This is a genomic window from Agrobacterium tumefaciens (assembly GCF_005221325.1).
Classification (GTDB): Bacteria; Pseudomonadota; Alphaproteobacteria; order Rhizobiales; family Rhizobiaceae; genus Agrobacterium.
On record NZ_CP039888.1, the window covers coordinates 2,244,760 to 2,257,511 of the forward strand.

Genomic DNA, 12,752 nt, shown 5'->3' on the forward strand with positions numbered 1-12,752 from the left:
GAAATGGGAGAGCAGTTTTGAGAATCGGTACGCCTAAGGAATTATATGAGGGCGAAGCGCGCGTCGGCATGACGCCCGACAGCGCCCAAGCACTGCAGAAACTCGGATATGATTGCGTGATCGAGGCCGGCGCCGGCAAGGCGGCGGGTTTTTCCGACGACGCCTATCGCAAGGCCGGCGTTACCGTGGTCGATGGCGCGGACGCGCTTTACACCGGTTCCGACATCATCGCCAAGGTTCGCCCGCCGGAAACATCGGAAATTGATCGCCTGTCTTCGAACAAAACGCTGATCTCGTTCTTCTATCCCGCCCAGAACAAGGACCTTCTGGAACAGGCGAAGGAAAAGGGCGCCAATGTCATCGCCATGGACATGGTGCCGCGCATTTCCCGCGCCCAGAAGATGGATGCGCTGTCCTCCATGGCCAACATCGCCGGTTATCGCGCCGTGATCGAGGCCGGCAATAATTTCGGGCGCTTCTTCACCGGTCAGGTCACCGCCGCCGGCAAGGTGCCGCCCGCCAAGGTTCTGGTGATAGGTGCCGGCGTTGCCGGTCTTGCCGCCATCGGCACGGCGACCTCGCTCGGCGCCATCACCTATGCCTTCGACGTACGCCCTGAGGTGGCCGAACAGATCGAAAGCATGGGCGCTGAATTCGTCTATCTCGATTTCGCCGATCAACAGCAGGATGGTGCCGCGACCGGCGGTTATGCCGCCCCCTCCTCGCCGGAATTCCGCGAGAAGCAGCTTGAGAAGTTCCGCGAACTCGCACCGCAGATCGATATCGTCATCACCACGGCGCTTATTCCGGGCCGTGACGCCCCGAAACTGTGGCTCGCCGACATGGTGGCCGCAATGAAGCCGGGTTCCGTTATCATCGACCTCGCCGCCGAGCGCGGCGGCAATTGCGATCTTACGGTGCCCGACCAGCGCGTCGTTTCCGACAACGGCGTCATCGTCATCGGCTACACGGATTTCCCGAGCCGCATGGCGGCACAGGCCTCGACGCTCTATTCCACAAACATCCGTCACATGATGACCGATCTGACGCCCGCCAAGGACGGCAAGCCGGTTCACAACATGGAAGACGACGTCATCCGCGGCGCAACCGTCACCTATCAGGGCGAGATAACCTTCCCGCCGCCGCCGCCGAAAATCCAGGCCATTGCCGCGCAGAAGCCGAAGGAACGGGTCAAAGAGCTGACGCCTGAGGAAAAACACGCGAAAGAACGGGCCGAGTTCAAGGCGCAGACCAAAAGCCAGGTCGGGCTGCTGGTCATCGGCACCCTGGCCCTGCTTCTCGTCGGTCTTTCTGCACCGGCAAGCTTCATGAGCCACTTCATCGTCTTCGTGCTCGCCTGCTTCATCGGTTTCCAGGTTATCTGGAATGTCAGCCACTCGCTGCATACCCCGCTGATGGCAGTGACGAATGCCATTTCCGGCATCGTCATCATCGGCGCGCTGCTGCAGATCGGTTCCGGCAACTGGCTGGTGGTGATCCTTGCCTCGCTTTCCGTCCTGATCGCGACGATCAACATCGTTGGCGGTTTCCTCGTGACACGGCGCATGCTCGCCATGTTCCAGAAGTCCTGAGCGTGCGGGGATTTAAATAAATGACCATTGGTATCGTTTCCGCGGCCTATGTTGCCGCAGCCGTTCTCTTCATCCTCTCGCTCGGCGGTCTTTCCGGACAGGAAAGCGCCAAGCGCGCCGTCTGGTACGGCATAACAGGCATGGGCCTCGCCATTGTCGCGACCGTTTTCGGCCCTGAAATCAGCAAGGGCGTCGGGCAGTGGCTGGTCGTGCTGCTGATGCTCGCCGGCGGCTCCGTCCTCGGCTACTTCGTCGCAAGCCGCGTGCAGATGACCGAAATGCCGCAGCTTGTGGCAGCCCTTCACTCCTTCGTCGGCCTTGCCGCTGTCTTCATCGGCTTCAACGCCCATATCGAGGAAGCACATGTCGCCTCGCTCGATGAGACCGCGCGGTCGTTGCTGACAGGCTTTTCCGCCATCCTCGCCCACAAGACGCCGGTGGAACTGGCGATCATGAAGGTCGAAGTCTTCCTCGGCGTCTTCATCGGCGCGGTCACCTTCACCGGCTCCGTCGTTGCCTTCGGCAAGCTTGCCGGCAAGGTTGACGGCAAGGCGAAGAAGCTGCCGGGCGGACATCTGCTGAACGCGGGTGCTGCGATCCTGTCGCTCGTGCTGCTCATCATGTATTGCAACGGCGCTGGCGCATGGACCCTCGTCCTGATGACGCTCGCCGCCTTCTTCATCGGCTACCACCTGATCATGGGCATCGGCGGCGCCGATATGCCTGTCGTCGTCTCGATGCTGAACAGCTATTCCGGCTGGGCGGCCGCCGCCATCGGCTTCACGCTCGGCAACGATCTGTTGATCGTGACAGGCGCGCTGGTCGGCTCCTCGGGTGCGATCCTGTCCTACATCATGTGCAAGGCGATGAACCGCTCCTTCGTCTCGGTCATCCTCGGCGGCTTCGGCGGCACGACGGGCCCGGCGATGGAAATCGAAGGCGAGCAGGTGGCGATCGACGCCGAGGGCGTGGCCGCAGCACTGAACGACGCCGACAGCGTCATCATCGTGCCCGGTTACGGCATGGCGGTGGCACAGGCCCAGAGCGCGGTGTCCGAACTGACCCGCAAGCTGCGCGCCGATGGCAAGACCGTGCGCTTCGCCATCCATCCGGTAGCAGGCCGTCTTCCCGGCCACATGAACGTGCTGCTCGCCGAAGCCAAGGTGCCTTACGACATCGTGCTGGAAATGGACGAAATCAACGACGATTTCCCGAGTACCGACGTCGTCATCGTCATCGGCTCCAACGACATCGTCAACCCCGCTGCCCAGGACGACCCGAACTCACCGATTGCCGGCATGCCGGTTCTGGAAGTGTGGAAGTCGAAGCTCGTCATCGTCTCCAAGCGCGGCCAGGGCACGGGCTATTCCGGCATCGAGAACCCGCTGTTCTACAAGGACAATACCCGTATGTTCTACGGGGATGCGAAGAAGTCGATCAACGATCTTCTGCCGCTGATCAAGTAAATGAAAAAGGGCGTTTCCGGCCGACCGGGAACGCCCTTTCTACTGACGTGAAAATAAACCTCCACCGTCATCCTCGGGCTTGTCCCGAGGATCTGTCCACGTCGAACAAAATCAATCGGTTGCAGATCCTCGGGACGTGAGTTAAGCGGTATCATCCGGCCGCAGAGACTGCCCTCAAAGCACCCGGTAACGCCGGTTGAAATACATTAGTGCTTCTTCGCCCGCATTGATCTTCATATCGACGACATCGCAGATCAGAATATCATGCGTGCCGCCGTCATGGGCCTCGCGGATACGGCAATCGAAAGAGACGAGTGCATCTTCCAGAACCGGTGCGCCGGTTTCAAGCACGCCCCAGTTGCCGGCAGCGAAACGTTCTTCCGCCGGCGTCTTGCCGCCGAAAAGCGTGCTCAGCACCTCGTGATGGGCGGCGAGCGTGTTAATGCAGATAACACCGTTTGCTTTCACCACCTTGTAGGCTGAGGCATTTCGGTTGAGGCAGACGAGAAGCGTGGGCGGATTGTCGGAAACGCTGCAAACGGCCGTCGCTGCAAAGCCCGCCCTGCCTGCTGCACCGTTGGTCGTGACGATGTTGACCGCCGCACCGAGCCGCGCCATGGCGTTTCTATAATCGAGGCTGCGTTGCTCAGCAGTCTTCGTCTCCATTTCCGCTTCCTTTTCGAGAGACATCATCTGCATCTAACTCATCCTTCCTTAACAGGCCATCAAGCCAGCACACATCAAGCCAGCACACAGGCGTCTTCAAAGCCAAGGCGCGGCAGGCGGCCGAAGAGCTTCGACGGATCGCCATGACCGAGATTGATCAGGAAATTGGATTTCCACGTCGTGCCGGCAAAAAACGCTGCATCTACCTTGCCCTTGTCGAAACCGGACATGGCGCCGGTATCCAGCCCCAAAGAGCGGGCGGCGAGGATCAGATACCCGGCCTGAAGCGTGGCGTTACGAAAGGCCGTTTCTTCGGCCACAGCAGGGCTGGAGGTGAACCATGAACGCGCATCGGCGTGGGGAAACAGTTCCGGCAGTTTCTCATAAAATTCACTGTCAATGGCGGCGATGACAGTCACCGGTGCGGCCATGGTCTTTTCGAGATTGCCGGAAGACAGCGCGGGCTTCAGCTTCTCCTTGCCTTCCGGGCTGCGCACGAAGACGAAACGCGCGGGCGAGCAATTGGCCGACGTCGGCCCCATCTTCGTCAGGTCGTAAAGCGCCTTCAGCGTCTCGTCACTGACCGGCTTGTCCGTCCAGCCATTATGGGTGCGCGCTTCGGTGAAAAGCGTTGCCAGTGCCCCGTTGTCCAGTGCATTGTCATCAAGTGCTTTCGTCATCTTGCTCAAAAATCCTGTCAGAATGTTCGGGTGGCCGGCAGCAGGAACTGCAGAAGCCTTGTGTTGAAAAATTCGGCTTCGGTGATGTTCACCGCATGCGCACCGAAATCGAGAAGGCAAAGTTCGCTTTTCGGCAAACCGTCCGCCAAACGCAGAGAGCGGGTAAAGGGCACCAGAAGATCGTCCTTCGTCGCCACCACCAGCACCGGATTGTCGATCTCGCTTAGACGGCTATCGACATCAAATGCCCGAAGCGCTGCAATGCGCCGAAGCACATTTGCCTTGCCCTGAAAATGCGCGACGCCATGGGCGTCGTCACGCGCCAGTCGCTCCTGATGGTCCGACATCCAGGCGGCCGGATAAAGAAACAGCGGCTGGGCTTTGACGAATGCCTCGATACCGGATTTCTCCAGAAGCTCGATCCGCACATCGAAGCAGCGCCCGGAATGCGGATCGGCCTTGCTCCAGGCATTGATGAGTACAAGCCGGTCGATGAGGCCGGGCTGGCGCAGCGCGATATCGAGGCCAATCAGACCGCCGAGCGCATGGCCCATGAAGTGGAATTTTTCGAGGTTCAGCGCCGAGACGATCTCCAGCACATCATCCGCCATCGCCGATATGCCGCCCTCCTCCGGCGCCTCGCCGCCGGTCCTGCCGGTTCCGCGATGGTCATAGGTGACCACACGGAAATGATCGGAGAGGACCTCGATCTGCGGTGTCCAATAGGCACCAGAACCACCCAATCCCGATGACAACAGAATGGTGGGCGCCTCAGGGTCGGCTCGGCCATGAACCTCGAAATGCATCATCTTGCCGTCCGCTCCTATTTGCCGATATGGGCGACGGTGGCGATCTCCACCAATGCATCAGGCTTCACGAGACCGCACTGGATGCAATAACGCGCCGGCTTGTCGCCGGGGAAATATTCGGCGTAGACCGTGTTGACGGCCTGGTAATTCGACCAGTCGGTGATGAAAATATGGTTCATCGTCACATCCTCCATCGTTCCGCCGGCGGTTTCGATGACCGACTTGATGGTCTCAAGAACATGGCGGGTCTGGGCGCTCGCATCGCCCACATGCACGACATTATTGTCCTTGTCGAAGGGCAGCGTGCCGGACACGTAAACCACGCCATCGGCAAGGGTTCCCGGCGAAAAGGGAGCAATGGGCTTGCTGGTTCCGGCAGGCACGACGATCTTTTTCGGCATTTCGTTCTCCTCTTTGTGGTTGGATATCAAGCGCTGACGGGTGCGGCCTGCGAGATGACGCCGCAGAAATCATTGACGGTGGCGACCCAGCCGAAGAATTTCTCGACATTGTAGACCGTCGCCTGCTGGATATAGTCTGGCCCCAGATGATGCGTGGCATCCTCCAGCATCACCCCGAAATATTCGAGATGGAAAGCGTCGCGTAGCGAGCTTTCGACGCAGACATTGGTGGCGATGCCGACGAAGACCAGATTGCGGATGCCACGGGCGCGCAGGACGCTATCCATATTGGTGTTGAAGAACCCGCTGTAACGCGTTTTCGGCACCAGAATATCGCCGGGCTGCGGTTGCAGATCATCAACGATGGCGTAGTCCCACGTCCCCTTGGCCAGAAGCTGACCCTGCAGCTCCGGCCTTTTGCGCATCGTTTTCAGCGCGTTGGACTTGTGCCAGTTGGGCGAACCCGGCCCGCCCGCCTCGACATAATCCTTGTCCCAGCCATTCTGGAAATAAATGACCTGAACACCCGCCGCCCGCGCCGCATCCAGCGTCTTCTTGATATTGGCGATGGTGCCCTTGGCCCCGGAAATGTCGAAACCGGCAAGGTCGACGTAACCGCCTTCGGTGGAATAGGCGTTCTGCATGTCGACCACGACAACGGCAGTCTCGCTGGGTTTCAGGGTGATCGGCTCCGGCCTTGCGGGAAGCGTGACACTTTCCGACCGGCTTTCCGGCCCCTTGTAACCCGCCACGACGGTTTCACTCATTCCGCAGCCTCCAGTCCGGCCTGAACATGCGCCCGGCTCTTCATCAGCGGCTGCACATATTTGCCGAATTTTTCGACGCCCTCAAGGAAATCGTCGAAGGTCAGCATCACGCCGCCCGTTCCCGGCACTTCGCTCATTTCGTCGAGCATGGCCGCCACTTCCTCGTAGGAGCCGATCAGCGTTCCCATGTTGATGTTGACCGCCGAGACGGGATTGGACATGTGCCGGACGTTGGTGTCGGAGCCGGACTTGGTGTCGACAGCGCTTTGCAGGCCGAGCCACTTAATCGCGTCTTCATCCGCGCCCGCCTTGTAGTACTCCCACTTCGCCCAAGCATCCTCGGATTTTTCTTCCGCGAGGATCATGGTCAGAACCACGGATTTAACCTCGCGACCGGACTTTTCCGTTGCAGCCAGAAGTCGCTCATTGGTGGGCGCAAAGGCCTTCGGTGTATTGACGCCAACACCGAAGCAAAAGCTGTAATCGGCAAACTTGGCCGAAAACGCCATGCCGGAATTGGAGGAACCGGCGCAGATGAGCTTCACGTCGCCCTGCGGCACCGGCTTCATGCGGCAATCGTCCATCTGGAAGAACTTGCCCTTGAAGTCCGACTGGCCGTCCGTCAGCAGTTCTTTCAGAACAGTCGTATATTCACCGAGATATTCGTAACGGTCGCCGAAATAATCGTCTCCCGGCCAAAGTCCCATCTGGCTATATTCCGGACGCTGCCAGCCGGTAATCAGGTTGATGCCGAAACGCCCGCCGGAAATGGAATCGATCGTCGTCGCCATGCGGGCAACGATAGCCGGCGGCATGACCAAAGTGGCCGCGGTGCCGAACAGCTTGATCTTGGAAGTGACGGCGGCGAGGCCCGCCATCAGGGTGAAGGATTCCAGATTATAGTCCCAGAACTCGGTCTTCCCGCCAAAGCCGCGCAGCTTGATCATCGACAGCGCAAAGTCGAAACCATATTGCTCCGCCTTCAGCGTGATCGCCTTGTTCAGGTCGAAGCTCGGCTTATATTGCGGCGCATTCTCGGAGATGAGCCAGCCATTGTTCCCGATCGGTATAAATACACCAACTTCCATTTTGCTGTTCCCTTTTTGGCATCAGGTGTCTCCTGATTTGAAGAAAGAGTAGCAGGTTCCGTGCCAAACCAAATAAAATAAATTTATCAATTGGATAATTTTTTAGAGCTGTATTTCTTTTTACCAAAAGATAAAAATTTTATCATTCGGTAAATAAATTTGCCTGTTTATTTGGCAGAAATGAAGATCGACAAATGGGAAATGGGAGGCTGTCGCAACAGCCCCAGAACGTTGCAGGGTATCCCAAAAAGCTCTTTCCGTCATGCCGGACTTGATCCGGCATCCAGCCACGCCGCGTCTGCGCCGTGAAGAGAGTCTCACGCGATCAAGGACTTGATCGCACTAGGCCCCGGATCGGGTCCGGGGTGAAGGCGTAAGGATGCTGCGCCTCAGTCAAACACGCACGCGCAACGAGGTATTTCACGCGCTATGACAACAACCATTGCTGAGCTATGCCAAAACCTCAGACGAGGCGCTGCTGCGCATAGGCATGCACGGCCCGGAAAGCAGCCTCGGCGCCAGCGACAACCCGTTCTTCCTCTTCGACCGTGAGCGCGATTTCATCGAGCGCGGCGGTGAAGGTGCGCCAGTGCAGGCCGCGTCCTTCCGGAGCGCCGGCCAGATGGCGTGCGCCGAATTCTTCGGTGAGGCCGAGTTTCGCCGCATCTTTCAGCAGGAAAGCGGCACCGAGATTCGAGCCTTCGACCACGTAAAGCCAGCCCATGGCCTCAGGCAGATCGAACGGCGTTTCGCTGGTGAAGCGCGGTGCCTGGGTTTCGGGAATTGCGTGACCGAGATCGGCAAGGTCCTGCTCGATCATCGCCAGGCGGCGGCGGCCCTTGAGGTCGGGCAAGAGGCCATCAAGCGTTGCATTGGAGAAAAAGGCATCGAGATCGCGATGGAAAAGATATTGCGTTTCGACGAATTTGCCAAAGTTTTCCCGGCTTTCGAATGGCTTCGATGCCATGATGAAACTATCGAGATCGCCATGCGCGCCACGCGTCGCTGCCTTCAGGCGCTTGACGCGGCTCTGCTCGATCTCTGCTACAGGCGCTGCCGGCTCCGCAATAGTCATGATAATGGTCCCTTGTCCCTATATTCAGAGTGCCTGATAAAAATCTTTACTCCAACAGTCAAATTTTATTTTCGCATTTTTCCGTCTCCCTGCCGATGAGGCTTGCGCGTCTCGCACCGCGATAAACCCGTGCCCCTCCGGACCGGCCCCGAACTCATCTCCGAAGCAAATTCCTCCACCCTCACACTCTGAACAATCATATTGCAATTACCTCTTTACAACTAACATGTCAGTATGCCATCAATCCGCTGCCACCTTGGAGGAGCATCTTAATTGACCCAGAAATTCGGCCTTTCGGCAGCCCTGACGACACCGTTCAAGACGGACGGATCGGTTGATATCGACGCCATGATCGCCCATGCCCGCCGCTGCCTTACAAATGGCTGCGACAGCGTGACACTCTTCGGCACGACAGGTGAAGGCTGCTCCGTCGGCAGCCGCGAACGGCAAACCATCCTCTCCCGCTTCATCGAGGCCGGCGTTGCGCCGTCGCGCATCGTCACCGGCGTTCTGGTGGATTCCATCGAGGATGCGGCAGATCAATCGGCGGAAGCCCTGAAAACCGGCGCTCGCAATATTCTGCTCGCCCCGCCCTCCTATTTCAAGAATGTCAGCGATGATGGCCTGTTTGCCTGGTTCTCGGCAGTCTTTTCGAAGATCGGCAAGGATGCGCGCGACATTCTCGTCTACAACATCCCCTCCGTGACCATGGTAACGCTCTCCGTCGAGCTGGTGGGACGGCTTAAGGCCACGTTTCCGGGCATCGTCACCGGCGTCAAGGATTCCTCCGGCAATTGGAGCCATACCGAGCGCCTGCTAAAAGAGCATGGCGATCTCGCCATCCTGATCGGTGATGAGCGTGATCTTGCCAGGGGTGTTCGCCTCGGCGGTCAGGGCGCCATCTCCGGCGTCGCCAATTTCCTGACGCAGGAAGTGCGCGCCATGGCCGTAGACGGTAAGGACGACCCACGCATCGTCGATCTTGTTGTGGAACTTCTGAAATTCCCGGTTACGCCCGCCGTCAAGGTGCTGGTATCACACACGACAGGGGAAAATATCTGGTCGGATGTGCGCGCGCCGCTCGTCGCCATTTCACCGGAAGACCGGCGGCAGATCGAAGGCGCTTTCGATGCGCTGTTTCGGAAACAGGCCGCCTGAACAAAGCTGAAAGGTTGAGCATGGACGATACCGGCGAACAGACATTGCGGGAACGGGCGTATGAAAGCTTTACGCATCACCTTCTCTCGCGTGACGTTCGTCCGGGGCAATTCATCTCGCAACGCCGCCTCGTGGAATTGACGGGTCTGCCGCTGGGCGCAATCCGGGAAGCAATTCCGAGGCTGGAAGCGGAAGGTCTGATCAAGACCGTGCCGCAGCGGGGATTGCAGGTCGCCCATATTGACATCAACCTCATCCGCGAGGCGTTCCAGTTCCGCATCTTTCTCGAAAAGGAGGCCGTGGCGAACTTTACCCGTACGGCCTCGGACGAGGCTATCGCGAAGCTCCTGAAACAGCATCGCGATATTGCCGAAGCGGCTGAAAAAGGCGGGGAATCGCCGGAGTTGGACCAGCACGCCCAGCAGGTGGACTGGGGCATGCACGACGCCTTTATCGACTCGCTCGGCAATTCGATCATCTCGAATGCCTACCGCGTCAATTCCATTAAGATGCGCCTCATCAATCAGGAGCGCTTTCGCATCGCCGGCCATGTGAAGTCGGTGATGAAGGAACATCTCGTCATTCTCGAAGCCATCGAGAGGCGATCCGTCGAAGACGCCGTGGAGCGACTGACCGCCCATATCCGTAACGCGAGGGACAGGGCGCTGGCGGTATAAGACAGTTCCGGCAGGGACTAGAGAAGGTCTGCGCTGGAATTGCATGAAAATAAGCAACAAGCCGGGGTGAGGAGATTTCCGGCTAACTGGAGGAGAACTGATATGAAGCATTCATTGCTCAACCCCACGCGTCGCGCCTTTCTGGCAGGCACGGCCGCGATTGGCGGCAGCGCGGTGCTCGGCATTCGCCCGGCATCGGCGGCGGTGAACTGGAAGAAACACGCCGGCACCACCCTTGAAGTCAATCTTGTCAAAAGCCCGCGCAGCGAAACGCTGATCAAATATCTCGGCGAATTCGAAGAGCTGACCGGCATCAAGGTCAATGCCGAAGCGACGCCGGAACAACAGCAGCGCCAGAAGGTGGTGATCGAGCTTTCCTCCGGCAAGCCGAGCTTCGATGTGGTGCATTTGAGCTACCACGTTCAGAAACGGCAATTTGAAAAGGGCAAGTGGCTGGCCGATATCAGCGGCTTCCTGAAAGACCCGTCGCTGACCGATCCTTCGCTGGTCGAAAAGGATTTCGCCGAAGCCGGCATGTTGTTCGCCAAGGATAGCGACGGCGTGCTGCGCTCGCTGCCCTTCTCGGTGGACTACTGGATCGTCTACTGGAACAAGGAACTCTTCGAAGCAAAGGGCCTGAAATACCCTGAGACCTTCGAGGAACTGGTGACGGCGGCGGAAAAGATCACCGATCCCGCAACCAACACCTATGGTTTCGTGGCACGAGGCCTGAAAAACGCCAACACCCCGGTCTGGACTTCTCTGATGCTGGGTTACGGCGCCAAGCCGATCAGCGCGGACGGGAAAATCGACACCGAATCCAAGGAAGCGGTGGAAGCCGCCAAGCTCTATCAGCGCCTGATGACCAAAGCCGCCCCTCCCGGCGTTTCCGGCTTCAACTGGGCGGAAGCACAGTCGGCCTTCCTGCAGGGCAAGATCGGCATGTGGTTCGATGGCGTCGGTTTTGCGCCGCCGATCGAGAACCCGGAAAAATCCCGCGTCGTCGGCAAGGTCGGTTACGGCGTCATGCCGAAAGGCCCGGCAGTTCAGGCCGCCGGCACGTTTGGTGATGGCCTCGGCGTCGTTGAAGCCAGCAGCAAGAAGGAAGCCGCTTACCTCTTCTGCCAATGGGCGATCTCGCACGACATGGGTGCGCGTCTGTTGCAGGCGGGTGCCGGCGTTCCATTCCGCCAGTCCATCCTCGAAGACCAGAAGGTGCGCGAAGGCGTAAAGATGCCGGCCGCCTGGCTGGATGCTGTCGTCGGCTCCGGCAAGGTCTCGCAGCTTGCCCTGCCGGTCATCATTCCGGTGACGGAGTTCCGCGACATCTACGGCGTCGGCCTCACCAACATGATCGGCGGTGCTGATCCGACAGCCGAACTTAAAAAGGCAACGGAACAGTTCGCCCCCGTTCTGGCGCGTAGCGAGGGATAATGGCCTCCTTGAGCATCGAAAACACCAAGACAGGCGCGAGCCGCAGAGAAGGGAGCAAGCCGGCAAGGCTTGCTCCCAATTACTGGCCCTTCGTCATACCGGCCCTCGTCGTCATTTCGGCTGTCATCGTTTTTCCATGGGTCTTCACCCTCTGGATGAGCGCGCATCGCTGGACGCTCGGACAGGAGCAGAGCTTTATCGGTCTTGATAACTATATCAGGCTCGCCAGCGATTTAAGGTTCTGGGAATCGCTGTGGCACACGCTCATCTATACCGTACTGTCGGTCGTCGCTCCGCTGTTTCTCGGAACATTGGCAGCGCTGGTTTTCGATGCGCAGTTTCCGCTGCGCGGTTTTCTGCGCGGCGTCTTCGTGATGCCGATGATGGCGACCCCGGTCGCCATCGCGCTCGTCTGGACCATGATGTTCCACCCGCAGCTCGGCGTTCTGAACTATCTTCTGTCCCTCATCGGCATCGGGCCGCTGGAGTGGATTTATAACCAGTCGACAGTCATCCCCTCGCTGGTACTGGTGGAAACCTGGCAATGGACGCCGCTCGTCATGCTGATCGTGCTCGGCGGTCTCGCCGCAGTACCCCGCGAACCCTATGAAAGCGCCGAAATCGACGGCGCCAACGCCTGGCAGAAGTTCCGCTACCTGACCATGCCGATGATTGCGCCGTTTCTGATGATCGCCGTCATCATCCGCTCCATCGATGCCGTTAAAAGCTTCGACATCATCTATGCGATGACTCAAGGGGGGCCCGGCACGGCATCTGAAACCATCAACATCTATCTCTATAATACGGCATTTTCCTATTACGACATCGGTTACGGCTCAGCCATGGCCGTCGTCTTCTTCATCATCATCGTGGCGCTCTCCTTCGTGCTTCTGATGGTGCGCCAGCGCGCGCAATGGAACGAGATGGAGGATCGCTGAT

Annotated in this window: 13 protein-coding genes; 6 read left to right on the plus strand and 7 right to left on the minus strand. The window is 58.7% G+C overall.

All coding sequences use genetic code 11. The features are described 5' to 3' along the window. The first annotated feature begins 17 nt into the window (after nucleotides 1–17). Nucleotides 18–1,592, plus strand: coding sequence for a Re/Si-specific NAD(P)(+) transhydrogenase subunit alpha (locus CFBP5499_RS11635; RefSeq protein WP_080824384.1), 1,575 nt, complete (start codon nucleotides 18–20; stop codon nucleotides 1,590–1,592). Nucleotides 1,593–1,612: 20 nt separating this feature from the next. Beyond that, entirely contained in the window at nucleotides 1,613–3,058 is a 1,446-nt protein-coding gene (locus CFBP5499_RS11640) for an NAD(P)(+) transhydrogenase (Re/Si-specific) subunit beta (protein WP_080824383.1), read from the plus strand. 174 nt (nucleotides 3,059–3,232) lie between these two features. Here CFBP5499_RS11640 and rutF read toward each other — a convergent pair whose 3' ends face one another. The 7 genes from rutF to CFBP5499_RS11675 form a co-directional block, all read right to left on the minus strand. Next, nucleotides 3,233–3,757, minus strand: coding sequence for an NADH-dependent FMN reductase RutF (gene rutF, locus CFBP5499_RS11645; RefSeq protein WP_080824382.1), 525 nt, complete (start codon nucleotides 3,755–3,757; stop codon nucleotides 3,233–3,235). A gap of 41 nt (nucleotides 3,758–3,798) precedes the next feature. Continuing rightward, a complete protein-coding gene (locus tag CFBP5499_RS11650; protein ID WP_080824381.1) occupies nucleotides 3,799–4,404 on the minus strand; it encodes a malonic semialdehyde reductase in 606 nt (201 codons plus the stop codon). 17 nt (nucleotides 4,405–4,421) lie between these two features. Continuing rightward, complete coding sequence (gene rutD / locus CFBP5499_RS11655) at nucleotides 4,422–5,213, minus strand: pyrimidine utilization protein D (RefSeq protein ID WP_175416699.1); 792 nt, start codon at nucleotides 5,211–5,213, stop codon at nucleotides 4,422–4,424. A gap of 14 nt (nucleotides 5,214–5,227) precedes the next feature. Then, nucleotides 5,228–5,614 carry a pyrimidine utilization protein C gene (gene rutC, locus CFBP5499_RS11660; RefSeq protein WP_080824380.1) on the minus strand — a complete coding sequence of 129 codons (387 nt, stop codon included), beginning with the start codon at nucleotides 5,612–5,614 and terminating at the stop codon, nucleotides 5,228–5,230. 26 nt (nucleotides 5,615–5,640) lie between these two features. Next, nucleotides 5,641–6,381 (minus strand): pyrimidine utilization protein B, encoded by a 741-nt coding sequence (gene rutB / locus CFBP5499_RS11665; protein ID WP_080824379.1) that lies wholly within the window; start codon nucleotides 6,379–6,381, stop codon nucleotides 5,641–5,643. After that, the gene (gene rutA, locus CFBP5499_RS11670; RefSeq protein ID WP_080824378.1) at nucleotides 6,378–7,469 is read right to left on the minus strand and encodes a pyrimidine utilization protein A; all 1,092 of its coding nucleotides are present in this window, start codon (nucleotides 7,467–7,469) and stop codon (nucleotides 6,378–6,380) included. Before rutA ends, rutB begins: the two co-directional genes overlap by 4 nt. A 463-nt stretch (nucleotides 7,470–7,932) precedes the next feature. After that, complete coding sequence (locus CFBP5499_RS11675; protein ID WP_080824377.1) at nucleotides 7,933–8,544, minus strand: biliverdin-producing heme oxygenase; 612 nt, start codon at nucleotides 8,542–8,544, stop codon at nucleotides 7,933–7,935. Between the two features lie 273 nt (nucleotides 8,545–8,817). Between CFBP5499_RS11675 and CFBP5499_RS11680 the strand changes: the two genes are divergently transcribed. The 4 genes from CFBP5499_RS11680 (at nucleotide 8,818) to CFBP5499_RS11695 (ending at nucleotide 12,751) form a co-directional block, all read left to right on the plus strand. Further along, nucleotides 8,818–9,702, plus strand: coding sequence for a dihydrodipicolinate synthase family protein (locus CFBP5499_RS11680; RefSeq protein ID WP_080824376.1), 885 nt, complete (start codon nucleotides 8,818–8,820; stop codon nucleotides 9,700–9,702). 20 nt (nucleotides 9,703–9,722) lie between these two features. Continuing rightward, a complete protein-coding gene (locus CFBP5499_RS11685) occupies nucleotides 9,723–10,379 on the plus strand; it encodes a GntR family transcriptional regulator (RefSeq protein ID WP_080824375.1) in 657 nt (218 codons plus the stop codon). 102 nt (nucleotides 10,380–10,481) lie between these two features. After that, the gene (locus CFBP5499_RS11690) at nucleotides 10,482–11,813 is read left to right on the plus strand and encodes an ABC transporter substrate-binding protein (protein ID WP_080824374.1); all 1,332 of its coding nucleotides are present in this window, start codon (nucleotides 10,482–10,484) and stop codon (nucleotides 11,811–11,813) included. Then, nucleotides 11,813–12,751 (plus strand): carbohydrate ABC transporter permease, encoded by a 939-nt coding sequence (locus CFBP5499_RS11695; protein WP_080824373.1) that lies wholly within the window; start codon nucleotides 11,813–11,815, stop codon nucleotides 12,749–12,751. Before CFBP5499_RS11690 ends, CFBP5499_RS11695 begins: the two co-directional genes overlap by 1 nt. Nucleotide 12,752 lies beyond the last annotated feature (1 nt).

Bases quoted from the DNA above. Each gene is read 5' to 3' on its own strand.
- CFBP5499_RS11640 (WP_080824383.1), top strand. From the start codon at position 1,613: ATGACCATTGGTATCGTTTCCGCGGCCTATGTTGCCGCAGCCGTTCTC.
- rutF (WP_080824382.1), bottom strand. From the start codon at position 3,757: ATGCAGATGATGTCTCTCGAAAAGGAAGCGGAAATGGAGACGAAGACT.
- CFBP5499_RS11650 (WP_080824381.1), bottom strand. From the start codon at position 4,404: ATGACGAAAGCACTTGATGACAATGCACTGGACAACGGGGCACTGGCA.
- rutD (WP_175416699.1), bottom strand. From the start codon at position 5,213: ATGATGCATTTCGAGGTTCATGGCCGAGCCGACCCTGAGGCGCCCACC.
- rutC (WP_080824380.1), bottom strand. From the start codon at position 5,614: ATGCCGAAAAAGATCGTCGTGCCTGCCGGAACCAGCAAGCCCATTGCT.
- rutB (WP_080824379.1), bottom strand. From the start codon at position 6,381: ATGAGTGAAACCGTCGTGGCGGGTTACAAGGGGCCGGAAAGCCGGTCG.
- rutA (WP_080824378.1), bottom strand. From the start codon at position 7,469: ATGGAAGTTGGTGTATTTATACCGATCGGGAACAATGGCTGGCTCATC.
- CFBP5499_RS11675 (WP_080824377.1), bottom strand. From the start codon at position 8,544: ATGACTATTGCGGAGCCGGCAGCGCCTGTAGCAGAGATCGAGCAGAGC.
- CFBP5499_RS11685 (WP_080824375.1), top strand. From the start codon at position 9,723: ATGGACGATACCGGCGAACAGACATTGCGGGAACGGGCGTATGAAAGC.
- CFBP5499_RS11690 (WP_080824374.1), top strand. From the start codon at position 10,482: ATGAAGCATTCATTGCTCAACCCCACGCGTCGCGCCTTTCTGGCAGGC.
- CFBP5499_RS11695 (WP_080824373.1), top strand. From the start codon at position 11,813: ATGGCCTCCTTGAGCATCGAAAACACCAAGACAGGCGCGAGCCGCAGA.